At 54.2% G+C, this 24,593-nt stretch carries 24 protein-coding genes and 2 riboswitches; of the genes, 18 read left to right on the top strand and 6 right to left on the bottom strand.

Annotation, left to right across the window (positions count from 1 at the left end; translation table 11 throughout):
• The first annotated feature begins 6 nt into the window (after positions 1–6).
• Complete coding sequence (locus tag ACMZ66_RS19625; RefSeq protein WP_416939843.1) at positions 7–456, top strand: MOSC domain-containing protein; 450 nt, start codon at positions 7–9, stop codon at positions 454–456.
• 80 nt (positions 457–536) lie between these two features.
• Entirely contained in the window at positions 537–1,607 is a 1,071-nt protein-coding gene (locus ACMZ66_RS19620) for a sensor domain-containing diguanylate cyclase (RefSeq protein WP_416939841.1), read from the top strand.
• 7 nt (positions 1,608–1,614) lie between these two features.
• On the opposite strand, the gene ACMZ66_RS19615 is transcribed toward ACMZ66_RS19620, so the two are convergent.
• Positions 1,615–2,226 (bottom strand): DUF4269 domain-containing protein, encoded by a 612-nt coding sequence (locus tag ACMZ66_RS19615; RefSeq protein ID WP_416939839.1) that lies wholly within the window; start codon positions 2,224–2,226, stop codon positions 1,615–1,617.
• Positions 2,227–2,362: 136 nt separating this feature from the next.
• Here ACMZ66_RS19615 and ACMZ66_RS19610 point away from each other — a divergent pair, with 136 nt between their 5' ends.
• On the top strand, positions 2,363–3,319 hold the full coding sequence (locus ACMZ66_RS19610; protein WP_416939838.1) for an AEC family transporter: 957 nt from the start codon (positions 2,363–2,365) through the stop codon (positions 3,317–3,319).
• Between the two features lie 57 nt (positions 3,320–3,376).
• Here the strand turns inward: ACMZ66_RS19610 and ACMZ66_RS19605 are convergent, their stop codons facing one another.
• The gene (locus ACMZ66_RS19605; RefSeq protein ID WP_416939836.1) at positions 3,377–4,462 is read right to left on the bottom strand and encodes a YHYH protein; all 1,086 of its coding nucleotides are present in this window, start codon (positions 4,460–4,462) and stop codon (positions 3,377–3,379) included.
• Between the two features lie 100 nt (positions 4,463–4,562).
• The gene (locus tag ACMZ66_RS19600) at positions 4,563–6,413 is read right to left on the bottom strand and encodes an ABCB family ABC transporter ATP-binding protein/permease (RefSeq protein ID WP_416940009.1); all 1,851 of its coding nucleotides are present in this window, start codon (positions 6,411–6,413) and stop codon (positions 4,563–4,565) included.
• A gap of 255 nt (positions 6,414–6,668) precedes the next feature.
• Between ACMZ66_RS19600 and ACMZ66_RS19595 the strand changes: the two genes are divergently transcribed.
• From ACMZ66_RS19595 to rlmH, 4 genes are all read left to right on the top strand, one after another.
• Positions 6,669–7,955 carry a glutamate-5-semialdehyde dehydrogenase gene (locus ACMZ66_RS19595; RefSeq protein WP_416939834.1) on the top strand — a complete coding sequence of 429 codons (1,287 nt, stop codon included), beginning with the start codon at positions 6,669–6,671 and terminating at the stop codon, positions 7,953–7,955.
• Complete coding sequence (locus tag ACMZ66_RS19590) at positions 7,952–8,560, top strand: nicotinate-nucleotide adenylyltransferase (RefSeq protein WP_416939832.1); 609 nt, start codon at positions 7,952–7,954, stop codon at positions 8,558–8,560. Before ACMZ66_RS19595 ends, ACMZ66_RS19590 begins: the two co-directional genes overlap by 4 nt.
• 55 nt (positions 8,561–8,615) lie before the next feature.
• A complete protein-coding gene (gene rsfS, locus ACMZ66_RS19585; RefSeq protein ID WP_416939830.1) occupies positions 8,616–9,005 on the top strand; it encodes a ribosome silencing factor in 390 nt (129 codons plus the stop codon).
• Positions 9,006–9,086: 81 nt separating this feature from the next.
• Positions 9,087–9,545 (top strand): 23S rRNA (pseudouridine(1915)-N(3))-methyltransferase RlmH, encoded by a 459-nt coding sequence (gene rlmH / locus ACMZ66_RS19580; protein WP_416939828.1) that lies wholly within the window; start codon positions 9,087–9,089, stop codon positions 9,543–9,545.
• 73 nt (positions 9,546–9,618) lie between these two features.
• On the opposite strand, the gene ACMZ66_RS19575 is transcribed toward rlmH, so the two are convergent.
• The gene (locus tag ACMZ66_RS19575; RefSeq protein ID WP_416939826.1) at positions 9,619–10,152 is read right to left on the bottom strand and encodes a dihydrofolate reductase family protein; all 534 of its coding nucleotides are present in this window, start codon (positions 10,150–10,152) and stop codon (positions 9,619–9,621) included.
• A 162-nt stretch (positions 10,153–10,314) separates the two neighbouring features.
• Positions 10,315–11,697, bottom strand: a complete 1,383-nt coding sequence (locus tag ACMZ66_RS19570; RefSeq protein ID WP_416940007.1) for an L-serine ammonia-lyase — start codon at positions 11,695–11,697, stop codon at positions 10,315–10,317.
• A gap of 128 nt (positions 11,698–11,825) precedes the next feature.
• A riboswitch (glycine riboswitch) is annotated at positions 11,826–11,948 on the bottom strand.
• Between the two features lie 3 nt (positions 11,949–11,951).
• A riboswitch (glycine riboswitch) is annotated at positions 11,952–12,046 on the bottom strand.
• Positions 12,047–12,331: 285 nt separating this feature from the next.
• Here ACMZ66_RS19570 and gpmI point away from each other — a divergent pair.
• The 11 genes from gpmI (at position 12,332) to ACMZ66_RS19515 (ending at position 23,209) form a co-directional block, all read left to right on the top strand.
• Positions 12,332–13,924, top strand: a complete 1,593-nt coding sequence (gene gpmI / locus ACMZ66_RS19565; RefSeq protein WP_416939824.1) for a 2,3-bisphosphoglycerate-independent phosphoglycerate mutase — start codon at positions 12,332–12,334, stop codon at positions 13,922–13,924.
• Positions 13,905–15,263 (top strand): murein hydrolase activator EnvC family protein, encoded by a 1,359-nt coding sequence (locus ACMZ66_RS19560; RefSeq protein ID WP_416940005.1) that lies wholly within the window; start codon positions 13,905–13,907, stop codon positions 15,261–15,263. The genes gpmI and ACMZ66_RS19560 overlap by 20 nt, the downstream gene beginning before the upstream one ends.
• A complete protein-coding gene (locus tag ACMZ66_RS19555; RefSeq protein ID WP_416939822.1) occupies positions 15,260–16,561 on the top strand; it encodes a S41 family peptidase in 1,302 nt (433 codons plus the stop codon). The genes ACMZ66_RS19560 and ACMZ66_RS19555 overlap by 4 nt, the downstream gene beginning before the upstream one ends.
• A 34-nt stretch (positions 16,562–16,595) precedes the next feature.
• Positions 16,596–18,152: a divergent polysaccharide deacetylase family protein gene (locus ACMZ66_RS19550; protein ID WP_416939820.1), complete on the top strand. Its 1,557-nt coding sequence runs from the start codon at positions 16,596–16,598 to the stop codon at positions 18,150–18,152.
• Positions 18,153–18,195: 43 nt separating this feature from the next.
• On the top strand, positions 18,196–18,741 hold the full coding sequence (locus ACMZ66_RS19545) for an RNA pyrophosphohydrolase (protein ID WP_416939818.1): 546 nt from the start codon (positions 18,196–18,198) through the stop codon (positions 18,739–18,741).
• An 84-nt stretch (positions 18,742–18,825) separates the two neighbouring features.
• Complete coding sequence (locus tag ACMZ66_RS19540; RefSeq protein WP_416939816.1) at positions 18,826–19,014, top strand: hypothetical protein; 189 nt, start codon at positions 18,826–18,828, stop codon at positions 19,012–19,014.
• A gap of 105 nt (positions 19,015–19,119) precedes the next feature.
• Positions 19,120–19,926: a methyltransferase domain-containing protein gene (locus ACMZ66_RS19535; RefSeq protein ID WP_416939815.1), complete on the top strand. Its 807-nt coding sequence runs from the start codon at positions 19,120–19,122 to the stop codon at positions 19,924–19,926.
• Between the two features lie 35 nt (positions 19,927–19,961).
• Positions 19,962–20,807: an alpha/beta fold hydrolase gene (locus ACMZ66_RS19530; RefSeq protein ID WP_416939813.1), complete on the top strand. Its 846-nt coding sequence runs from the start codon at positions 19,962–19,964 to the stop codon at positions 20,805–20,807.
• A gap of 216 nt (positions 20,808–21,023) precedes the next feature.
• On the top strand, positions 21,024–21,692 hold the full coding sequence (locus tag ACMZ66_RS19525) for a hypothetical protein (RefSeq protein WP_416939812.1): 669 nt from the start codon (positions 21,024–21,026) through the stop codon (positions 21,690–21,692).
• Between the two features lie 144 nt (positions 21,693–21,836).
• On the top strand, positions 21,837–22,823 hold the full coding sequence (locus tag ACMZ66_RS19520) for a squalene/phytoene synthase family protein (protein WP_416939810.1): 987 nt from the start codon (positions 21,837–21,839) through the stop codon (positions 22,821–22,823).
• Between the two features lie 137 nt (positions 22,824–22,960).
• Complete coding sequence (locus ACMZ66_RS19515; RefSeq protein ID WP_416939808.1) at positions 22,961–23,209, top strand: hypothetical protein; 249 nt, start codon at positions 22,961–22,963, stop codon at positions 23,207–23,209.
• 76 nt (positions 23,210–23,285) lie between these two features.
• Here ACMZ66_RS19515 and ACMZ66_RS19510 read toward each other — a convergent pair whose 3' ends face one another.
• Positions 23,286–24,482, bottom strand: a complete 1,197-nt coding sequence (locus tag ACMZ66_RS19510) for a phosphoglycerate kinase (protein ID WP_416939807.1) — start codon at positions 24,480–24,482, stop codon at positions 23,286–23,288.
• Positions 24,483–24,593: the final 111 nt, after the last annotated feature.

Here is a 24,593-nt window from a genome sequence, read left to right as displayed (position 1 = left end):
GCAAGCATGACGGTCAAAGCCGAACTGATCGGAATCGCACGCAAGGCACGTTCGCGCGCGCCAATGGAAACGCTTGATCGGATTGAGATCACCACCGAGCTTGGCCTTGATGGTGATTTCCGCGGCAAACTACGTCGCCGCCAGGTTACCATTCTGGCCGAAGAAGGCTGGCAGGCAGCATGTAACGCGATTGATCGTGGCGACCTTGATTGGACAACGCGCCGCGCAAACCTTTATGTGCGCGGTGTTGATCTTCCGCGCACCAAGGGTTCAAAACTTACCATCGGGAATGTGGTATTTGAGATCACTGGCGAAACCGATCCCTGCAACCGCATGGATGACGCGGCACCCGGCCTGAAAGAGGCGATGACGCCGGACTGGCGTGGTGGGGTTACGTGTCGCGTGATTGAGGGTGGCTCAGTTGCGCTTGGCGATGTGATTGCGTTGGTGTCTTAGATCAAAGGCCAGCTTGATCCTTGGTGATAAACGCTTAAAATTGCTCGTTACTCATCATTGATCCGTCAGGAAAAGGGCTGATGAAAAAAGCAGAATTGCCAGATAACGAAGCCGCCCGCCAAAGATCCCTTGAAAGCATGGGCATCCTGACCAGCGTTGCGGACCCGGAACTTGACCGGATTACCCGTGTTGCCCAACGGATATTTGGTTCGGAAATTGTGGCGATTTCGCTGCTTGATAATGATCGGCAATTCTTCAAGTCCAACATCAATCAGCCATCGAGCGAAACACCGCGCGACATTTCATTTTGTGGCCATGTGATCAATGGTGATGACCCGTTCGTGGTCGAAGACGCATCCCGTGACGAGCGCTTTTACGACAATCCGCTTGTTACCGGCGTTCCGAATGTTCGGTCCTATGCTGGCGTTCCCCTGACCAATCCGGACGGCTACAAGATCGGTGCGCTTTGCGTTGTGGATACGCATTCGCGTCAGTTCAGCCCCGATGATTTGCAAATCCTTGAAGATTTGGGACATTGGGCGGAAACGACCATCGCACTTCGCTATGGCGCGCGCACCCCGCAGCAGGTCTATAACGATCTTGATCCCGCAAAACATCAGCTCCTGATCGATCCATTGACCCGTTCCTGGAACGAAATGGGGATGAAAGAGTTTCTGCACCGCGAATTGATCAATGCGCGCCTGAAACATAGCACGATTGGTATCTACCGCTTTGAAATTGACGAGCATGACAAGCTTGTCAAAAGTTTTGGGCAGGACACGGTCAATCGCATCATTCAGGCCATCTCAACCGCTGTCACAACATCCCTGCGCCAGCGCGACGTGGTCGGTCGGGTTGATGATTACGGCTTTGCTTGCCTGATGCCGGGCGTCCGTCAGGAACAGACAAGTTTCCTGGGCTTTAAGCTTTGCGACACCGTGCGTGAGCAATGCCGCTTTACCGATCGTGACGGCAATCCCGTGCGAATCACAGTAAGTGTCGGTGCGACTTGGGCACCCGCCGATGCGAAACAGCATTTCAGTGCACGTGCCATTCTTGAACACGCGTTAAATGCGCTCGAAGAAGCCAAACTCGACGGGTTTGAAAGCGTGGTCTACCACGCCCTGCCCATCCCGGCACATGCCGCCTGATCACATGTTATTCCGATAAGCCAAGCTCCTCACGCATCTGATCAGGGGACAAAGCCGCCATCTCTGCCAATGCAATATAGGGGTCACCTTCCAGACCAAGAATTTGGGCAAAGGCGGGTTCGGTCTTGACCCCCGCGCCCTTGAGCCTGCGGACTTGATCGGCAAATCCATCCCCCAACAGAGCAATGATACGGGCTTCAACCAACATATGGATAAAGCCATATTGTTCGATGCTGGGTCGATTGGTTGCAAAGATTTCGATTGGCAGACCATCAAGGTCAAAGCGCATAACCAGTGCTTCGGGCACATGCGGCGTTGCCTGACGGGCATGAATGCCAAAACCTTCAAGTGTCCCAAAGGCCTTCGTGGCAACGTCCTGAAATGCATCGAAATCACTGACCTCACAGAGGATATCGATGTCTGAACTTGGCGTATCAATCGCCAACGGAAGAGTCCCGACAATCACCGGATCAAATGCGGCCAATCTTTCAAGCAGAGCGTAGCGCCGCACAATATCGGCGGCTTTTGCCCCCTGATTGGATGCGTTTTCAAGTTTGCCCAAACCCATGAAAGCCTGTGCTGTCAGGTGATCTGGCCAATCCATTACCGTTTGGTTCATTTACCGAGCCATTCCGTTTCTTGACCCGCATCGCATTGCGGGGATAGCTGATGGTTACACCTACCGGGCATCTTGCCTGTTTCGCCAGCAATTTCTTGCGCGCACCTGTCCCATCTTGAAAAGGCCTCTGCCAACCATGGCTGATATTCTTGCGATCACAACACCGATCTTTCTGATTATCGCCATCGGCTATTTTGCGGTCTATCGCAACATTGTGCCGCAAACAGTTGTGCGCGGCATGGGGGCGTTCGTTCTGAACTTTGCCCTGCCATGCCTTTTGATCCGCGCCCTTGCCCAGCGTGACCTGACCGAGGTGATTGAGCCCGTTTACCTTCTGGCATATGGCGGCGGATCGGCGTTGGTCTTTGCCATCGGGTTTGGTTACGCACTTTTGATTGCCAGGAAAAGTCAGCCCAATGCGACCTTGCAGGGCATGGGCATGTCCTTTTCCAATAGCGGTTTTGTCGGTTACCCAATCGTGTCGCAATTGCTGGGGCCAACGGCGGAAGTTGCCTTGGCACTTTGTTTGATCATTGAGAACCTGATTATGATCCCGATGGCGCTGGTTTTGGGTGATAGTGCCCGCGGTGATGGTCAAACCCTGCGACAGGTCCTGACCAAATCCTTCATCAATCTTGGCAAAAACCCGATTGTTTTGGGTATTCTTGCGGGACTTGTGATTTCGCTTTCGGGTATCACCCTGCCCAGCCCTATTTTCAAGGCGGTTGATATGCTGGCATCTGCATCGGCCCCGGTTGCGCTGTTTGTCATTGGTGGCGGGTTGGTCGGCTTGGAGCTTAAGGGCCTTCGCGTTGATATGGGCCGCATCGTCAGTGGCAAGCTTTTGCTGCATCCCCTGATAATCTTTGCGCTGTTTTACCTGCTGCCAGACATTGATCCAATGTTGCAGGTTGCCGGTGTTGCCTTTGCCTGTTCACCGATGCTCAGCATCTATCCGATCTTTGGCCAACGCTATGGTCACGAAGGATTGTGCGCAGCATCACTTATGATGGCGACGTCTCTGTCGTTCCTGACGATCAGCTTGGCACTTTGGTTGCTTGATACCACCCACGTTTTTGGTCCACTGCCATAAAGCAACAAACCAACGAAAAAGGACGGCCCGATATTGGACCGTCCTTTTATTTTGCGATTAGCGTGGTGGTTCACCAAACCGGGGACGCTGCCCTGGGAAGCCACCAGCCGGAGGCGGTCCACGACGACCATCCGGGCCGCCACCACCCGGGCCACCTTGACCACCTGGCTGCATACCACCCGGTTGCTTCAAGAAGCTTCGATCCGGAATACCGGCAAGCATCCGCGGCACGAACGGGAAGGTTTCGGTGACAAAGTAGGCGTAGGTGCCTTGCGGATATTCCGGCGTTACAGTCTCACGGCCATTGGCTTCGTCAAGGTCACCAAGGCCGGGTACAAATTCGAAATCCTCGCCATAGGTGCCATCGTATCTGCCGCCCGGACCACCCGGACGCGAACCGCTTTTGACCCGCCAGGAGCTGCGCAATGCAGTCACACGCGAAGACGGGTCGTTCGCGTTCTCATATCCATAGACGGCATATATCGGGAAACCGTCCGCGGCAAATCCGATACGAACCGAATGCTGATCGGGTGACCAGCTTTTGATCAAGCCGGTCGGCAAGCCATGATAATGATAGGTCCCGTCAGGCTGGACATGGGCATTGTTCTGATCAAGCCCCAAATCGACCGTTGGTGAAATGGCCTCATATCTCCATCCAGACTGTCGGTTACGCTGCCAATACTCAGCCGTAAAGGGATCAAACGGCACACCATTCACCGCAATCCCGAACGACATGTGATCAATCGACGAAAACCGACCAGTGCGTGTCGGGTTCAAAGGCAATCGCAATTCAATCGACTGTGCTTTGATTGAGTTCGGATTTTTACGGTTCGGGAAGCTTCCCGTTGCATGGTTCGGAATCGCATTTGACGAGATATAGCGATAATTCCCATCTTCGCGCATCGAAACTTCGTTGGTCAGCGCCCACGCCTGTCGCGTCGGATTAAGCACCATGCCAGCCAGCGGCAACATGCCAAGACCGACCAAGATATTGCGACGCATCCGGTCGACTTCTTGTCGCGTATCACCGGCATATTTGCCTTCATCCATCGGCGCATGATGGTGATCATGATGACCGTGAGTATGGCTATGCCCGTGGTGTATTTGTTGTTCCTGAAGCGCATGAAGTTCGCTTCGTGTCATTTTCGGCACCAGACTTTCCCCCAAAAGCAATTGTGACGTCATTCACATTATTTGGCGATGACGTCACAAGCTTCCAGTCAAAAATCAGGCCCGCGCGAAATTAGCTTGGAATTTCACCGGCATGGGCAAGGATTTCCTGCGCTTCGCGGATTTCCTGTTGTTGTGCCCACATTTCGGAATAAAGGCCGTCCTTTGCCAACAGATCCTGATGTCGACCGCGTTCTGCCACCTGACCATCGCGTAGAACGATGATTTCATCAGCATCAATCACAGTCGACAGACGGTGGGCAATCACAAGGGTCGTATGACCACGTGACACTTCACGAAGGGCCTGCTGGATGTCCTTTTCGGTTCTTGTATCAAGGGCCGAGGTTGCCTCGTCAAAGATCATGATCTTGGGTCGTTTAAGCAACATGCGCGCAATCGATACACGCTGCTTCTCGCCGCCCGAAAGTTTAAGCCCGCGTTCCCCCACCATGGTTTTGAACCCTTCGGGAAGGCCCGCGATAAAGCCATCGATGCTGGCCAGTTTGGCGACATTTTCGATCTCGCCCTGCTCTGCCCCCGGACGCCCATAGGAAATGTTATAGGCAATGGTGTCGTTAAACAGCACCGTGTCTTGCGGCACGATACCGATATCGCGACGAAGCGAATTCTGCGTCACATCGCGGATATCCTGACCATCAATCGTGATCTTGCCGCCCGAAACATCATAGAAACGGAACATCAGGCGCGTGAGCGTCGACTTACCCGCCCCACTTGGCCCAACCACGGCAACAGTTTTGCCTGCGGGAACATCAAAACTGACACCCTTAAGGATCTTGCGATCCGGGTTATAGGAGAAATGAACATCCTCAAACCGGATGGCGGCGTTGCCACAGGCCAGTTCCTTGGCACCTGATGTGTCTTCGACTTCCTTTTCAACATCAAGCAGCGAGAACATCCGCTCCATATCGGTGAGCGATTGTTTGATCTGACGATAAACAAAGCCAAGGAAGTTGAGCGGCATGTAAAGCTGCAACAGATAGGTATTCACCAGCACGAAGTCACCGACCGTCATACTGCCGTCTTTAACGCCCTGGGCCGCCAGAAGCATGTTCAGTACAAGCCCGACTGCAATGATCGCACCCTGCCCGACATTGAGCTTTGACAGTGACACTTGTGACTGCACCGCCGCTGTTTCATAGCCACGCAGAGCCACATCATAGCGGTTTGCTTCGTGGGTTTCGTTGTTGAAATACTTGACCGTCTCATAGTTGATCAGGCTGTCGATGGCCTTCGTGTTGGCTTCATCGTCACGCTTGTTCATTTCACGGCGGAACTTCATGCGCCATTCGGTCACGACCAGCGTGAAGACGATATAAATCACGATGGTGACAAACGTGATCAGCGCGAACCAGACATCATAAAGCGCCCACAAAATTGCCGAGACCATGAAAATCTCAAGCAGGGTCGGCAGGATGTTGAACAGCATAAAGGATAGAAGGAATTCGATCCCCTTTACGCCGCGTTCAATTGCCCGCGAAAGACCGCCCATCTGTCGATCAAGATGAAACCGCAACGACAAGCCATGCAGATGTTCAAAAACGCTCAATGCCGATCGGCGAATGGCGCGTTGGGCCACCTTGGCAAAGACAGCATCACGCATCTCGCCAAAGACGGAGACGAGGATGCGGACAAGGCCATAGCCAACAATCAGTGCGACCGGCACAACGATCAGGGCCGTGGTATCGGTTGCGGCATCTGTTGCCTTCGCCCCACCGCCAAGTGCATCGACCGCGTATTTGTAAAGAACCGGAATATAAACGTTGGCGACCTTTGCCCCGACAAGGAACAACAGTGCCAGTCCGACACGTGCTTTAAGTTCCCCCTCACCGCGCGGCCATAAATACGGCAGAAATGTCTTGATGACGCCGAACTCTGCGCGCGCAGTCGGCTGATCGGAACCCATATTTTTCAATTTCTTATCCCCAAACAGGTACCGAACAGCATTGCGGGATGCGCACGGCATGTCTTTTCATTCTGTCATCAACAGATGGACCGATCAGCCCGCTTTGGCAAGCATCCAAGGTCGTTTATCCACGAAGGTCATTGCAGACAGCCGGTTTGATGTCTATTTTGGCAATTTGTTGATAAAATCTCAAAAACACCGGGCTTGGCGCGTTTTGCCAAGCCGATTTGTACCTTCAGAAATGGAACCAGGACCATGACGGCTCTTGCCAGTATCGAAAGCCAGGATATCGCAGCGCTGATGCGCGATATGGGGATTAATGCCCGCAAAGCGGCACTCGAACTTGCGCAGGTCCCGGCAGAGCCAAAAGTCTCCGCACTTAAGGCCGCTGCAGCAAAGCTGCGCGAGAATGCCGATGTGATCCTGGCTGCCAATGAAAAGGACATGGAAGCTGGTCGCGCCAAAGGTCTGACTGCGGCCCTGCTTGACCGACTTGCGCTTGATCCGGCCCGCATCGAAGGCATTGCCGCAGGCGTTGAAGCCGTTGCAGAACTGCCCGATCCGGTCGGTCGTGAGCTTGCACGCTGGAGCCCGGAACATAACGGCCTTGATATCGCGCGCGTTTCCGTACCGCTTGGCGTCATTGGCATCATTTATGAAAGCCGCCCGAATGTGACCGCCGATGCCGGTGCCATGTGCATAAAGTCCGGCAATGCCGCGATCCTGCGTGGTGGTTCGGAAAGCTTCCATTCATCGCGTGCGATTTTTGACTGCATGGTCGCAGGCATCCGCGAAGCGGGCCTGCCGGAAAATGCCATTCAGATGATCCCGGTAACCGACCGTGCTGCGGTTGGCGAGATGCTGAAGCTGTCTGATTATATTGATGTCATCGTCCCGCGCGGTGGCAAGTCGCTGATTTCGCGCATCACTGATGAAAGCCGCATCCCGCTGTTCAAGCATCTTGAAGGGCTGTGCCACACCTATGTCCATGCCAGTGCCGATCCGCAAAAGGCGGTCGACATTGTCGTCAATGCCAAGATGCGCCGCGTTGGTATCTGCGGTGCAACTGAAACCGTCTTGATTGATAGCTCGGTTGCCGGTCGTCTGTTGCCGCGCATCGCCGAAGCACTGGTTGCCAAGGGCTGTGAGCTTCGTGGTGATGAGACTGCACAGGCGGTTGATGGCCGCATCAAGCCGGCCACCGCCGATGACTGGATCACCGAATATCTTGATGCGATTGTCTCGATCAAGGTTGTGTCTGGCGTGGAAGAGGCCGTTGATCACATCAACACATTTGGCTCGCACCATACCGATGCGATCATTGCTGAAAACGCCACTGCGACCGCGACCTTCCTTAATGGGGTGGATTCCGGGATTGTGATTGTGAATGCATCGACACAGTTTGCTGATGGCGGTGAATTTGGCATGGGGGCCGAGATCGGCATTTCGACGGGCAAGCTTCACGCACGTGGTCCGGTCGGAGTCGAACAGCTGACCAGCTATAAATACATCGTTCGTGGTCAAGGTCAGACCCGTCCATGACATTTGCGGCGCCAAGATCGCATGTCGCCCCACCGCGGGTTGGCTTATTGGGCGGGTCGTTTAATCCCGCCCATGAGGGGCACTTGCATATATCGCTCGAAGCGTTGAAACGCCTGCAGTTGGATGCGATCTGGTGGCTTGTCTCCCCCCAGAACCCGCTTAAGTCCAAATCAGGTATGGCAGACCTTGCCGATCGGTTTGATTCTGCACTGATGATGGCAAAGCATCCCCGCATTGTTGTTTCTGCAATTGAAACCGAGCTTGGAACCCGTTATACGGCCGACACTCTTGCAGCCTTGCAGCGTCGTTTTACCCAAACACGGTTCGTTTGGCTGATGGGAGCAGACAACCTGGCCCAATTCCATAAATGGAAATGGTGGGAAAGGTTGATTTTACGTGCTCCCATTGCGGTTATCGACCGTGAGGGGTATTCTAACAAGGCATTGTCCGGGACTGCCGCGCGCCGTATGGAACGCTGGCGCATTCCCATGGACAGGGCGGGTTTGCTGGCCGATCTCGATGTTCCGGCCTGGGTATACCTGCCAATCAAGCGCCATCCGGCCTCTTCAACCGCTATTCGCGCTGAAGGCAGATGGCAGGTGTAAGCAACGCGATGCGATGGTTCACGGTATAGACCGGTCCATCCCGTGGAAATTTAAGGTGGCGACCATAGGTACCGCAAAACAATCTCTGAAGCCCGGCGAGATGCTCGCGCTTATCACGAGAACGCTCGAAGACGACAAGGCCGAAGACCTTGTCACGATTGATCTGACCGATAAAACCTCCCTTGCCGATCATATGATCATTGCTACTGGTTCGTCCTCGCGTCGCGTGGCCGCCATGGCAGAACATATTGTCGAAGCAATCAAGGATGCCGGTCAGGGTCGTGCACAGGCAGAAGGCAAGGAACAGGGTGACTGGGTTCTGGTTGATACCGGCGATGTCATCGTTCATCTGTTCCGTCCGGAAGTTCGCGCCTTCTACAACATCGAAGAGATGTGGGGCGTTGAAAACCCGGCACTGAAACAGCAGGCAGCGCGACTGTACTAACAGTTTGCGCCGCTTGGCCGCGCCCGGACATATCCGGGCGCAATACGGCCCTTGATGCGCGTAACGGTGTGGATCAGAGACATGCAAATTACCCTTGCTGCGGTGGGACGGATGAAATCCGGACCCGAGAAAGATCTTTTTGACCATTACGCTGCCCGACTGCGCTGGCCCTTTGTGGTGCGTGAAGTCGAAGAAAAGAAAAAACTCCCGCCAAATCAGCTTAAAGACCGCGAAGCAGAACTTCTGCTTTCGGCCATTCCAGATAATGCCTTTGTCATTGCCCTTGATGAACGCGGCAAGGAATATGGCTCGATCGAGTTTTCGCAAAAACTAGAAGGCTGGATTGATCAATATGCCGGAAACATTGCCTTTGTCATTGGCGGTGCGGACGGCCATGGCGCAGCATTGAAATCGCGCGCCAATACTCTTTGGTCATTGGGCAAGGCCACCTGGCCACATATGCTGGTACGTGCATTGATCGCCGAACAACTGTTCCGCGCCCACGCCATCCAGACCAACCATCCCTATCACCGCGAGTAATCAGCAAAAGCTGATCACACAGACGTAACGCGCCGAGATCACTCGGCGCGCTTGGTTATGTCTTCATCTTTGATCAGGCCAGTCCGTACTGGCTGCGCACCACGCCGGAATTATAACGTTCTGATGCCAGCAGACGGGGTTTGATGCCGCCAGCGTCGCGCCCGAACAGAGATATCCCGTCGCCCAAAACTTCGGGGATGGTGAAGATATCAAGCTGATCGGCGAAGCCGCCAAACAGGAACTGTGTCACCACACTTCCTCCGCCAACGACCCAGATATCGCCATCACCATTGCGGCGATCACGCAGCTGATCAACCAGCTCGATGATGCTGCCACCATAGGCTTCGGTATTTTCCGGTCGATCTTCGGGGAGCTCGCGCGATGTCAGAACGATTGTGCGACGGGCCTCATAGGGCCAATCACCAAATTCCATGACCTGATCAAAGGTATTTCGCCCGATGATCAAGGTCCCGACGAAGTCCAGAAAGTCATCAAAGCCAAACTCGGCAGGATCATATTCATCCAACCAGTCGACCGCACCATTGGTGCGCGCAATGAAGCCATCCAGACTGACCGCGATATAGATGCGGAACAGTTTTTTGCTCATGTGTTTATCCAACCAATAGCGGGGTCTTTGCCCCTTTTTTTAGTTCGATGATCATAGCAGATCACCAACCTGCAGTGGCAAGATTCACAGAACAAGAACCGATGGCTTCATGCGCGAAGGGTCAAAATCCCTTATTTTCTGCCCTATTCTTACGAACAGGGATCAGCATTCCACCACGTTGACATTGACCGCAAGCCCACCCTGACTGGTTTCCTTGTACTTGCTTTGCATGTCGAGTCCCGTCTGGCGCATGGTTTCGATCACCTTATCAAGCGACACGGTATGTTGCCCGTCACCGCGCAATGCCAGACGCGCGGCGTTGATCGCCTTGACGGCGCCCATGGTGTTGCGTTCGATGCACGGCACCTGCACCAAACCACCAATCGGATCGCAGGTCAGGCCAAGGTTATGTTCCATACCGATCTCGGCCGCATTTTCGACCTGTTCGGGGGTGCCACCCAAAACAGCACATAACGCACCGGCTGCCATCGAACAGGCAACGCCAACTTCACCCTGACATCCAACCTCGGCCGCCGAAATCGATGCGCGCTTCTTATAGATCGAGCCGATTGCAGCAGCCGTCAGCAGGAATTCACGGATTTTGTGCTGGGTGGGGTTGGAATTAAACCGCTCGTAATAGCGTAACACTGCCGGGATCACGCCCGCCGCCCCGTTGGTCGGTGCCGTGACAACGCGACTGCCTGCAGCATTTTCTTCGTTCACGGCAAGGGCATAAAGATTGACCCAATCAATCACGGTCAGCGGGTCACGCAGGCCAGCTTCCGGCTTATCAAGCAGTTCATTGTAAAGTTTGGAGGCACGACGTTTGACATTCAGACCACCAGGCAAAATGCCATCGGTCTTACAGCCCCGGTCAATGCAGTCCATCATCGCCTTATGGACGCGATCGACAAATTCGACGGTTTCATCAGAGCTTCGCCAACTTTGCTCGTTCGCCATCATGATCTCGGCGATGGATTTACCTTCGCGCTTGCAGATCGCCATCAATTCATCAGCTGATGAGAACGGGAATGGCAGAGTGATGTTATCGCCGGAATATTCAGCACCTCGATCATCGCCCGAAACGATAAAGCCGCCCCCGACCGAGAAGTATTCCTGTTCGTGAAGCTTTAGCCCGTCACGGTCAAAGGCCGTGATGCGCATGCCATTGGGATGCTGCGGCAGGGTTTCGGTGAAATGAAACACCAGATTGGTATCGCGGTTAAACGATACCGGGTACTCCCCGTAAAGCTGCAACAGATTGGTTTCATCAATTGCGGCCATCGTCGGTTTGATGTCGTCGGGATCAATGTTGCGCGGACGTTTTCCATTCAACCCCATGATCACGGCGGTATCGGTGGCATGTCCCTTGCCGGTCAGCGCAAGTGATCCATAAAGATCGACAACGATGCTTCCGGTTTGGGGCAGCAGATTGCGGGCTTCGAGCTCAAGACAAAAACGATATCCCGCGCGCATCGGGCCAACTGTATGCGAACTCGATGGGCCAATTCCGATGGTGTAAAGATCAACAACGGAAAGGTTCACGTCATGTGCGGATCCGTCCTGCGATCCCGAAGAGGGACCGGTGGCGGGAGATGTGGTCATCAGGGCCTCCTTCACGGCTCTTGAACGCGCGAAAAATTCGCGCCGTTTACGAACCGGTGTCATGCCCCCTCTGTCCCTTGACCTGAGATTGTGCGCCTGATGGTCAAAAACAATATGACCAACAGGTTTTCATCCTTCGGTGGAAGCTTGGTCACGCTCTCTCATGCGTTACTTCACTTCTCTCTCCAGAGCCTCAATCCGCGACGGTCCATCTGCCTGAGAGTTTTTTAGGGCTATTGCTCCTTCGGCGCCGGATAGGACGATATCCGGACTCTCCCGTCGTGGTGCGAGATGCCATTTCTGCCATCTCTGAGGTTCACCGTTGCGCGCAGAGTATCTGTGTCTTGAGAGCCTGTCAAAAAGCAGCTTTGCACCTGCAAAAAATTCAGGTGCAAGGTGCTGTTCAGCAACCACATTCGTGCTAAATTGCGCGGATTATGCATTTGCCTGTTGTGAGTTCCGGCTGACCCACCCTGCCCACGCAACAGGATTGATGGCGAAACGCCCTGTAAGTCACCATATTTACTGGTAATTATTTACGGGTGGTTCAGCCTTTATCTTTATCAGTGGGGTAATGAACGTGACTGTATCGAATTCCGTAAAGCGCCCGCGCCCTGTGGTGCTGTGCATTCTGGACGGCTGGGGTTATCGCGAAGAAACCAAGGACAACGCTGTTGCCTTGGCCAATACGCCTGTCTGGGACGAGCTTTATGCCAATTATCCGACCGGGTTCCTCAAAGCCTGCGGTCTTGATGTGGGCCTGCCCGAAGGTCAGATGGGCAACTCGGAAGTCGGTCACATGAACCTTGGCGCTGGTCGCGTGGTCATGCAGGAACTGCCAAAAATTGACGAAGCCGTCAAAACCGGCACCATTGCTGAAACCGACACCGTCAAAAAACTCATCGCAACCCTGTCTGACAGCAAAGGCGTTTGCCATATCGCGGGTCTTCTGTCCGAAGGTGGTGTGCATTCCCATCAGGCGCATATGGGGGCCTTGGCGAAAATCATCGCTGGCGCTGGCGTTCCGGTGAAAATCCATGCCTATCTTGATGGCCGCGATACTGCACCGAAAAGTGCCGCCAAGTTCCTTGAGAAATTCCGCGCGCTGATTGGCGATGCCAATGTTGAAATCGCGACCGTGACCGGGCGTTATTACGCCATGGACCGCGACAACCGTTGGGAACGCGTAAGCCAAGCCTATTTCACCATGGTTCAGGGCAAGAATTACGCCGATGGCCGCAGCGCCGAAAGTGCCGAAGCCGCCATTGCCAATGCCTATGCCAGTGACACAACCGATGAATTCGTGCTCCCGACCGTGATTGGTGACTTTGATGGCATCAAGGATGGCGATGGCCTTCTGATAACCAACTTCCGTGCCGACCGCGCGCGTGAAATTCTGGCCGCCCTGTGCGCACCGGAGTTTGATGGATTTGATCGCGGCACTGCGCCGAAATTCGCGGTTCAGGCCGGCATGGTCGAATATTCGTCCGAACATGCGAAATACATGGATGCGATCTATCCGCCCCAGACCCTGCCAAACATCTTTGGCGAAGTGGTCGCCAAGGCCGGTCTGAAACAGCTTCGTATTGCGGAAACCGAAAAATACCCGCATGTGTCGTTCTTCTTTAACGGCGGCGAAGAGCAAGTATTTGAAGGCGAAGACCGCATTCTGGTGGCATCGCCAAAGGTCGCGACCTATGACCTGCAGCCGGAAATGTCTGCCCCCGAAGTGACCGAGAAGCTGGTTGCTGCGATCAAGGCAGAAACCTATGACGCGATCATTCTGAACTTCGCAAACCCGGACATGGTTGGCCATAGTGGTATCCTGTCTGCGGCGATGAAGGCAGCCGAGGCGGTTGATACCTGCCTGGGTCAGGTAATTGATGCTATCAAATCGGTTGGCGGTGTTGCGTTTGTTACCGCCGATCATGGCAACTGCGAAGTCATGGTCGACCCCGAAACCGGCGAGCCGCACACAGCACATACACTTAATCTCGTTCCGACCATCCTTGTTAACGGTCCGGAAGGGGTAACATTGGAGAATGGGCGTCTTGCCGACGTTGCACCGACCTTGTTGCAGCTGCTTGGCGTGCCGCAGCCAGATGAGATGACTGGCAAACCGTTGCTTAAGGGCCTTAATGAGAATGATGCGCTTCTTGCGAGCTAAGTTAGCTTATGAGATCGTCCTGCCTGCGCTGACCGCATTTGCGGTTCTTGCTGCAGGCGGGGCAGCGCCTTCTTTTGCCCAATCGCTGCAAAAAGTTGACAAGAAACTTGATCAACTTGAAAGCCAGCTTTCCGAACAGCAAAAACAGGAAGAGTTCCTGTCACGCAAATCGCGTGAACTTTGGACCGAAGAACAAGCTCTTCAATCCGAAGCCATTTCTGTTGCCAGACGGACCCAGCGCCTTGAAACGACGCTGACCGATCTTGAAGATCAGCTTGAAAATCTTGAAACACGTGAAAAGCGCGCGGCCACCAGCCTTGAAGACAAGGCCGGGCAATATGCCCGCATCCTGATGGCATTGCAGCGTCTTTCGACCACACCACCAGAAGCGGTCATTGCCCTTCCGACATCGCCGCAAGATACCCTGCGATCTGCTGTGTTGCTGAAAGCCGCCCTTCCCGGTGTCGAGCAACATGCGCGTGATTTGCGCAAGGAGCTTGGCGAAATCGCCACTCTTCGCGAAGACATCCGCAATCGCCGGTCCGAACTGGCATCCGCCACCGACGCACTTCAGAAAGAACGCAAATCTTTGGCGGCGCTGCTTGGTGAAAAGCGCCGTTTGCGCGCCCAGACCGAGGCAGAAGCACACGAAGCCGCCAAGGCGGTAAGCGCGCTTGCCGATGAAGCCAAATCACTGGGTGATCTTTTAACCAGCTTGCGCAAACGGGCCGAAGGATTACCCGCACCGCGATCCCGCCCTGAAATGCGCGTTGCCGCTCGTACCGAACCCGATGCCGATACGCTGGGCGCAACCACGATTGCCAGAAATACACCACCCGAACCACCGGCAGCAAAAGACGCACCGTCCCAAAGCGATGCTGCCAAAGACAGTTCGAACGACGAAGAGTTTGCCGTTGGCAGCTCTATCACATTGGCGCAAGGCAATTTGCGGATGCCAGCCAGTGGCAAAGTCGTCACACTGTTTGGTGAAAAATCACGTGGTCCGGATGGTTTGACCGTCAATCGATCCAAAGGAATTGAGATCAGCACACGCGCAAATGCGCAGGTTGTCTCACCGTTTGACGGTAAAGTTGTCTTTGCAGGCCCCTTCCGCGGGTACGGCCGACTCTTGATTATCGAACACGGCGAAGGATACCATAGCCTTATCGCCGGTTTTGATCGGCTCGACAGTGTGGTAGGACAATATCTGTTGGCGGGCGAACCCGTTGGTATTATGGGTGAAACTACGCCAAAACTGTATCTGGAGATGCGCCAGGACGGGGAAGCTATTAATCCGCTTCCGTGGCTGGCCTCGAAAAACGGCAAGGTAAGTGGATGAAAACCTCTCGATTGGCAGTACTCGCACTCGCGACCGGCATGACTTTCGGCCTTGCGTCGCCAAGTTTGGCGCAATCTTCAACCTCCTCGGCCGAGACCTATCGCCTGCTTAATCTGTTCGGCGATGTGTTCGAACAGGTCAAAGCCAAATATGTGGAAGATGTTGATGACAAGCAGCTGATCGAAGCTGCAATCAACGGCATGCTGACATCGCTTGATCCCCATTCCTCGTATCTGAATATGGATAATTTCGAGGAAATGCAGGTCGATACCCGCGGTGAGTTTGGCGGACTTGGCATTGAAGTCACGATGGAAGACGGTTTTGTCAAAGTCATCGCGCCGATCTATGACACGCCTGCCGAAAAAGCGGGGCTGCAGCCGGGCGACTTCATCACGCATATCGATGGCACCGCCATTCGCGGCATGACGCTGAATGATGCGGTCGAAATGATGCGCGGCAAGGTCAATACCGACATTCTTCTGACCATCATCCGCAAGGGTGAACAGGCACCGTTTGACGTTACACTCACCCGTGCCGTGATCAAGATCCAGTCGGTTCGCGCCGAGGCCAAGGAAGATATCGGCTATATCCGCATCACCAAATTCAACGAACAGACCTTTAGTGGTCTGCAGCGTGCGATTGGCGATATGCGCGATCAGATCGGTCCGGAAATCAAGGGTCTTGTGATTGACCTGCGTAACAATCCGGGTGGTCTGCTTGATCAGGCGATTTCGGTTTCGGACGCCTTCCTTGATAAAGGCGAAATCGTATCAACCCGACCGCGCGACACACAAAATACCGAACGCTATAACGCGCGCACCGGCGATCTGGCCCAAGGGCTTCCGGTGGTTGTTCTGATCAATGATGGTTCAGCGTCCGCATCTGAAATCGTTGCTGGTGCACTTCAGGATCATCGTCGTGCCGTCATCATGGGCACGCGAAGCTTTGGCAAAGGATCAGTTCAGACCATCCTTCCGATGCCGGGCAATGTTGCACTTCGTCTGACCACCGCGCGCTATTACACGCCATCTGGCAAGTCCATTCAGGAAGTCGGCATTGTGCCTGACATCATCGTTCCGCAGGCACGTGTTGAAAGCATCGAGGGCGAAACCCGTCGTTCTGAAGCATCGCTTAACGGCGCACTTCGTAACGAAGACGAAGGCACGACCGACGCCGAAAAGGATGCGAATTCCCGCCGTGACGAGGCCGAGCAGCTGGCAATTGATGACTATCAGCTGTCGCGTGCACTTGACATGATCCGGGGCATTTCCCTGTTTGGGCCGCGTCCACAAGGGTAAATTCGGGCCTGACATCGTGAGAGACTAACTGTTCGTGTTCAGGAAAATCCTAAATTCCCTGCCGTTCCGAAAGAAGAAGGACGGCGAATTCGACGAGGACATGGCCAGCGATCTGGCTGATGAACTTGGCGGTGGGATAACTGACGTCCATGACATCGATGAAGACGTCGATCCGGATGACCTGCCCTTTAACGAACTGCCGATCGAAGTCCAAACCAAGAAGCTGCCAAAGCGTCCAAAATCGCGGCGCAGCTGGTTGTCCAAACTGCTGATCATCACCCTGTTCCTGTCGCCCTTCGGTGCGACAGCTGTTGCTATGATCCCGGTTCTTGACCCGGAAACCGGCTGGCGCCTGTTTCACACGGGCGGGCCGGAGGCAACCGTTGCTGTTCCGGGATCGGAGCGTGAACTTCAAGAAGAAATCGCACGTGGGGTGCGTGATATTCAGGACCGTGACCGCGCCCAGCAGGATGCGCAAACCAACCCGGATGGTACGCCCCAGTCTGCCGAAGACATCGCAAATCAGCTAAACGGTGTTTCCGATCTGATCGGATCACCTGATCAGACGGGTGAGCCCGCTGCCAATGATCAGCCAACACCAGAAGAACTTGCTGCCCTGATCGAGGAAGAAGGATCGCTTGATGATCCAATTGAACCCGATCCACTGCGCCAAGCCCCCTTGCCGGGACTTGATGAAGAGGGAAGCTTTGGCCGCATTCCTCGGATTGCTGATGATGGCACGACACCGTTTGATGCCTATAAGCGCCCCTATGAATTCACAAGCGAACAACCCGCTGTCGCGATCATGCTGACCGGCGTTGGCTTAAATGATGAACGCACGCAGGCCGCGATCAATGATTTGCCGCTTAATATCTCGCTTGCGATTTCGCCCTATGCCCGGGACTTGACCGACATAGCACGTAGCGCGCGCGAAATGGGCCATGAAGTGTTCCTTGAACTGCCGATGGAGCCGGTCGATTTCCCGCTATCTGATCCGGGCCCTCGCGCCCTTTTGACCTCCCTTTCCGAGGGTGAAAACCTGGTGCGTCTGGAATGGCTGTTGGCACGCTTCCCGGGTTATGCCGGCCTGATAAGTCACAAAGGATCGAAGTTCGGCAGTCTTGATAGTGCAATCCGTCCGGTGATTGAGTTCATTTCCCGATCCGGACTGATGTTTGTCGAGGGATCAAGCAGTGGCGTTGCAAGTTATGGCGCGCAACTGGCATCCAATGCCGGCGCACCAAACGCGATCGGTAACGTGATCATTGATGACATCCCAAGCCGGCGGAACATTGATGCAAGGCTGGCTGATCTTGTCGAGACGGCCAAGCGCAATGGCGTTGCAGTTGGTATCGCGCAATCCTATCCGGTGACGATACAGCGTCTGCGCAATTGGGCATTCCGTTTGCGCCGTCAGGGCGTTGTCCTTGTCCCGGTCAGTGCCATTTCAGGCATGCAGGTCACACCGCAATCCGCGGTCGAGGCCGAAGCAGCCCGCCGTCAGGCCGAAGAACGCGAACAGGCAATCATGGCAGAGGAAGCCGCCCAAGAAGGCGATGCACCACCGCCCGCTGCAACCATCGAGAATTAAGGACAGGCAGCCAATCCTTGGTGCCGCCCCGTCAGGAGCAATCATGGCAAAGACAAGCGAACCCAAAAACCAGACTGATGCGGATGCATCTGGCAAAGTCCGGGCAGAAGACCTTCCTTATCGCCCTTGCGTTGGCATCGCGCTATTTAACGCAGATGGGCTTGTCTGGATGGGCAATCGGTTCGGGTTTGAAGGGGCATGGCAATTGCCACAAGGCGGCATTGATGACGGTGAAACACCGATCGAGGCAGCCCTTCGCGAGCTTAAGGAAGAAATCGGCACCGATAAGGCCGAAATCATCGCCGAAACACCTGATTGGCTGACCTATGATTTGCCCGACCATCTGATTGGTAAGGCGTTCAAGGGCAAATATCGCGGTCAAAAGCAAAAATGGTTCGCCATGCGCTTCACCGGTAAGGACAAACACATCAATATTGATGTGCCCAATCCGGAATTTGATGCATGGCGCTGGACCGATCTGGTGACGCTTCCTGATCTGATTGTGCCGTTCAAAAGACCGGTTTATTTGCAAATTGCCGACGCATTTAGTGATGTACCGCAAAGAATTCGTGAAAAGACTGGTGCATAAGGGCAAGGTTGCGGCTTGAACGCGACGTGCTTTTCGCTAAATTTTACGGATAAATAGCCACCTTTGGTTAAGAGGAGTTCGAATATGGGGATGGATCGGTTGATCTTTGGCATTCTGACCATCGTGGTTGGTCTTTTTGGCCTGTTCTATGCGTCTGGCTCGCACGACGGTTATTCATATTTTGTTGGTTTGGCCCTGTTTATCGGTGCTGTCCTGTTCATGTTCCATCTGATCAAGGGCCACTATGATCAGCTCGAAGCAGCAGATCATTAATCAGCCTGACTGAAGTCGCCCCGTAACAATTCGGGGCGTTTCTGTTTTTGCCTTCTCGCGATCAGGGCTTCAAAACCGCGAAAAAAGGAACTAGGGTCCGAAGTTATGAGCAATACACATTGGGACCCCGCCCGTTACGGTCTGTTTGGCAACGAACGTTTGCGTCCGGCCATTGACCTGATCGCCCGCCTGCCAAAAGCAGCTAGCGGATTTTCACCCAACCATATCGTTGACCTGGGCTGTGGCCCGGGATCGGTGACGGCTGTCTTGGCCGAAGCCTTCAGTGCCGGTCGTGAAGACAAGCCGCGCGTCGTCGGTGTGGATTCATCTGACGAGATGCTTGAAACCGCGCGTAAACGCGATGACGCCATCGAATGGCAAAAGGGTGACATCGCATCCTGGGAACCGGATGCACCGGTTGATCTTTTGTTTTCGAACGCGGCCCTTCATTGGGTGCCGGACCATTCGAACCTGTTTCCGCGCCTGGTCAATTTTGTGCGCCCCGGCGGCATCATCGCCATTCAGGTGCCCAACAATTTCCTCGCACCCAGCCATCAGCTGATTGGCGAAGCTGGCATTGAATGGCGCAAAGAAGTCGCGACCGCCATGCATGCTGCGCGCATCATGCGACCGGGCGATTATTTTGATGTTCTGGCACCGGCCTGCGATGAAATTGATCTTTGGCAGACGCAATATTGCCATGTGCTCAGCGGCACGGATGCTGTTTACAACTGGACCAGTTCGACCATCTTGCGTCCGGTAATGGCGGCACTTCCGGATGACGAAGCACGCGCGACCTTTACCGAAAAATACAAGGATCGCCTAAATCAGGTTTATCCGATGCGTGAAGACGGACGTACCCTGTTTCCGTTCAATCGCCTGTTCATGATTGCGCGTAAACGCGACAAGTAGTTATTCCCCAAACACCTATGACATGGAGCTGATCGATGGCCGAGTTTCGCGAACATTTCGTCAAATGCTGCGGCTATGAAATCCATGTCAGGGCTTGGGGTGATCCGAAAAAACGTCCGCTTTTGATGATGCATGGTCTGGCCCGACTGGCCGATGATTTTGACCATGTCGCACCACATTTTACGGATGAGTATTATGTGCTGTGCCCGTCGATGATCGGGCGTGGCTTTTCGGGTTGGGCCAAGGATCCCGATAGCGAATATACCGTGCCCTTCTATGTCGCGCAGATGTTCGAACTACTTGATCACTTCAACATTGATACTTGCGATTGGATCGGCACATCGATGGGCGGCCTGATCGGGCTTTACGCCACCACCGAGGTTGCGGGCCGGATTGAAAAACTGGTGCTGAATGACATTGGGCCGGAACTTGATCCCGATGCGGTTGCGCGGATCAAATCCTATGTCGGGGCGTCGCCGGAATTTGAAACCATCGATGATGTCGAAAAGCTCGTTCGGCTGGTTTATGCACCGTTCGGTGAGTTTGATGATGCGACCTGGTCCTTTATGGCATCAAGATCCGTGCGCCGTTTGCCCAATGGCAATTTCATGATGCATTACGATCCCGAAGTGATGCGCATCTTTGCCGAACATATTGATAAATTTGATGCATGGGCAGAATTCGATGCCCTGCCCTGCCCGGTCATGCTGATCAGCGGTGAGAAATCCGACCTGATCCCCAAAGCCATCGTCGAGAAGATGAAACAGAAAAAACCCGAAATGCCGGTTTTCGCAGTGGCGAACGCCGGTCACGCGCCCCATCTAAATGATAAAGCGCAAATCAACGCAATTCGGGACTTTCTGAGCAAGGGCACCCGCTGATCGTTTTCGGCCAGAACCATCATTATCCCCGATCAACTGATCCCCGCGTGATTGATCCGCACTTAAATCGCCACGTATGAAAAAGGGCGGCATGGATCGACGAATTGTTGGAATAGGTCCAACACGAAACGCCCCCTTCTACGTCTGACGAACGGATGTAATCAGGTTGATGCGTCGATTGCTGTGATTGTTTGATCACCAATGGGATCAGGCGGAATGACGAAACAGGTTTGGGCATATCCATCGCGGATGGCAGCTTTTCTGACAACCTTCCTTTGTGTTGGTTTTGCGCAGACGGGGCCTTCTTTTGCCCAAACGCTTGAATCCGAGGACCGCACAACTTCCGGCTCCCGCCTTATTCCGGGCGGAAGTGCGTTTACATCAGGTATCCTTCCCCCGGTCGGCACAAATGGCATTGGCAATTACTTTTCCGGACAGTCGCCCTATAGCGTCCCGTTGGGCAACGAACCCGATGATGGGTCCGTTCGCGACCAATATTGGCTGGAACTTGATAGCAGCACCAACGCCCGACAAGGTGTCAGTGCGCAGATCGGCGTTGGGTATTCGCCATCCCCTGATCTTGGATTTGCGGTTGGATCATTCCTTGATCTTGATGCGGCATCATCCCGCAATATCGGGGTCTATCAGACCGGTGGGTACGCGGTCGAGCCGCTATCACGACGCGTTTTGATATCAAATAGCGGCAGTTCGTTTAACGATGCCGGACTTGCGGCGTCGCTATCCTATATGCCGCTTGAAGATATCTGGATTGGCCTGCATGGCAGCGTTTCGCGCAATCTTACCCCGACCACCCCGGACGAAGGTGTTTTGGACGGGATTGATGCGATGCTTGGTCTCACGGCAAGCTATCGCATCGAATTCTGATCCTGATTTCACTATCACATCGCAGCCAGATATTGCGTGTTCGCCCCGCCCCTTTGGCAACCTCGAGCCAATTCCGGTGTTGCGCAGGGCTGACAGTCCTGTATGACTGTTTGAAAGGCAACCCAAAGGGACATTCAGACGCGTATGAGCCATTCGCTGCCACCAGAACATGCTATTCTTGGCGCACCATTTGACGCCTGCAACGAACTTGCTGCGGCAAAAAACGCCAATCTATACCGCGCGGCCATGCGTCTCTCCCCGGAACGGCAACGCTTCTTTTTGGCAAGCTACGCCTCGATGCGCGTGATCGACGATATCGTCGATGACGGCTTCCTTGAACTTCCTGATGCCGAACGTGACGCCCATCGCGAAGCCATCATTGAAACCATCGAACAGTGGCAGGCACAGATCATTTCTGCCAAGGCAGGTACCGACAATCCGCTGCCGGAAACAGGCCCGCTTGATGGCAATGTATATGAGGCTCTGCGGCTTACCCTTGGCAATAGCGACCTGTCACCTGAACCTTGGATCGAACTTGCCGATGCGCTTCATCGTGACGTCGCCGAAGAGCCGATGGATGAATGGGATGACTTCATTGCCTATTGTGAAGGGGCAACTGCTGCACCGGCATCGATTTTCGTCTACCTGCTATCTGCGCGCTATGATCCGGAAATCGGTTATACCTCGCCGCTGACCAATCCGCCTCTGTATCATGCGCGCGATATGGCGATCTTTTGCTATATCATTCACATCCTGCGCGACCTGCCTGAAGACATCAAAGGGCCGGACCGCCTTGTGACCATCCCGTCCGAGATGCTGATTGCTGCTGACATCACCCTTGGCGAAATCCGCAATGCCATCGGCCAGGGCAAGTTCGAAGATCTGGACTATCTCGGCAAGATCATGCTTGAGCATGCCTGGGAGCATTTCGAAACCGGTCAGGCCCAGTCTGGTGAATTGCTGTCTGTTCTTGATACGGATGAGGCCGATACGCTTTCGCGCCTGTTCACCGTCTATATCGAACTGGGTGGTGCGATGATGGAAGATGGCTATGCCGCCTTCCTGAAAGACCGCAACGCGATCATGCAAACCACCGCACAAAACAGCCTGCCAGACGTCAAAAAGGATTAGGGTCCTGTCATAAACAGGCTCGACCTTCGTGCCCGGCTCTATCATCATACCCCTATAAACCAAACGATCGGCTGCACGACGCACCTGACGAAAGGTCTTTGCAGTGCTGCCACCAAACAACGCTAGAGGGGTAAGCGATGTTTCCTTGGCTACAACGGCTGGAATCCTGGGTTCGCAATCAATGGGTTGATGCCTCAGTCGGCTTTATCTTGCTATTCACAGCCCTTAGCGACACCGGTGATACGCTGCTTGAAGATGTGTCTTCGGGGAATTTGAAGACATCGCACGGCGTTTTGGTTCTGGGCCTTGCCCATATCATCCGGTCAATCCCGCCGGTTCTTAAAAGCATCAGCGTGATTTTCTATACCGAGAACGAGAAGACCTGAGTGCTTTGCAAACTCCGCGCAAAAGAAAACCCCGCCAGTTTGGCGGGGTTTGTCATTTCAGCCTGATGCTGAGATCTTACTTTGCGCGAAGCGCTGCAACACCCGGAAGGGTTTTGCCTTCAAGCCATTCAAGGAATGCACCGCCCGCGGTCGAGACATAGGAGAAGTCCTGATCAGAATCCGCATGGCGCAGGGCTGCGACCGTGTCACCGCCACCAGCAACCGACAGAAGCTTGCCTGCCTTGGTCAGTTTTGCTGCATGCTGGGCAACCGAAACGGTCGCGGTGTCAAACGGGGTGATTTCAAACGCACCAAGCGGGCCGTTCCAAACCAGCGTTTCACAGCTTTCCAGACGAGCATTCAGGTCCTTGATGGTTTCCGGACCGGCATCAAGGATCATGCCGTCAGAAGCAACATCATTGATGTCAGAAACATCATGCGGCGCGTTTGCCGCAAATTCCTTGGCAACCAGACCATCAACCGGAAGAACGATTTCGCAGTTTGCAGCTTCGGCCTTGGTGAAGATTTCACGTGCGGTTTCAAGCAGGTCATGTTCGCACAGCGACTTGCCAACATTGACCCCCTTGGCCGCCAGGAACGTGTTGGCCATGCCACCACCGATGACCAGCTGATCGACCTTGGCAACAAGGTTGCCGAGCAGATCAAGCTTGGTTGAAATCTTTGCACCACCAACGATGGCCATAACAGGATGCTTCGGCGCTTCAAGTGCATTGCCAAGTGCTTCGAGCTCGGCCTGCATCAAACGGCCTGCATAGGCCGGAAGGGCGCGTGCCAGACCCTCGGTCGAGGCATGGGCACGGTGTGCACATGAAAATGCATCATTGACGTAGATATCACCGAGCTTTGCCAGCTCAGCGACAAATGCCGGATCGTTCTTTTCTTCTTCTGCGTGGTAACGCAGGTTTTCCAGAAGGGCGATTTCGCCGTCAGCAAGACTGTTCACAACAGATGCCGCCGCATCACCGATGCAGTCATCGGCAAATTTCACCGTGCGGCCCAGCTGCTTTGCCAGCGCTTCGGCAACCGGTTTAAGCGACATTTCAGCAACGCGTTCGCCTTTTGGGCGACCGAAATGGGTCACCACCACCAATTTCGCACCGGCATCAGCCAGTTCAATCAAACCAGGAACGGTACGTTCGATACGAGTCGTATCGCCAACAACACCATCCCTCATCGGAACGTTAAGATCAGCGCGCAGCAAAACGCGCTTGCCAGCGACATTGACACCGTCAAGCGTATTAAAGTCAGCCATTATCTGAACCTGCTTTTGAGTTTCACAAAAGACGGGAGAGGGTGTCCCGACAAGGATTGAACCAAATCCTGTTGCGCCCTGTTTTGCCCGATCAGGGGGCCCGACGCAAGG

It is taken from the genome of Thalassospira sp. (genome assembly GCF_048059015.1).
GTDB lineage: Bacteria > Pseudomonadota > Alphaproteobacteria > Rhodospirillales > Thalassospiraceae > Thalassospira.
The sequence above is the reverse complement of the archived record's forward strand: the minus strand, read 5'-3'. Positions and strand labels throughout refer to the sequence as shown.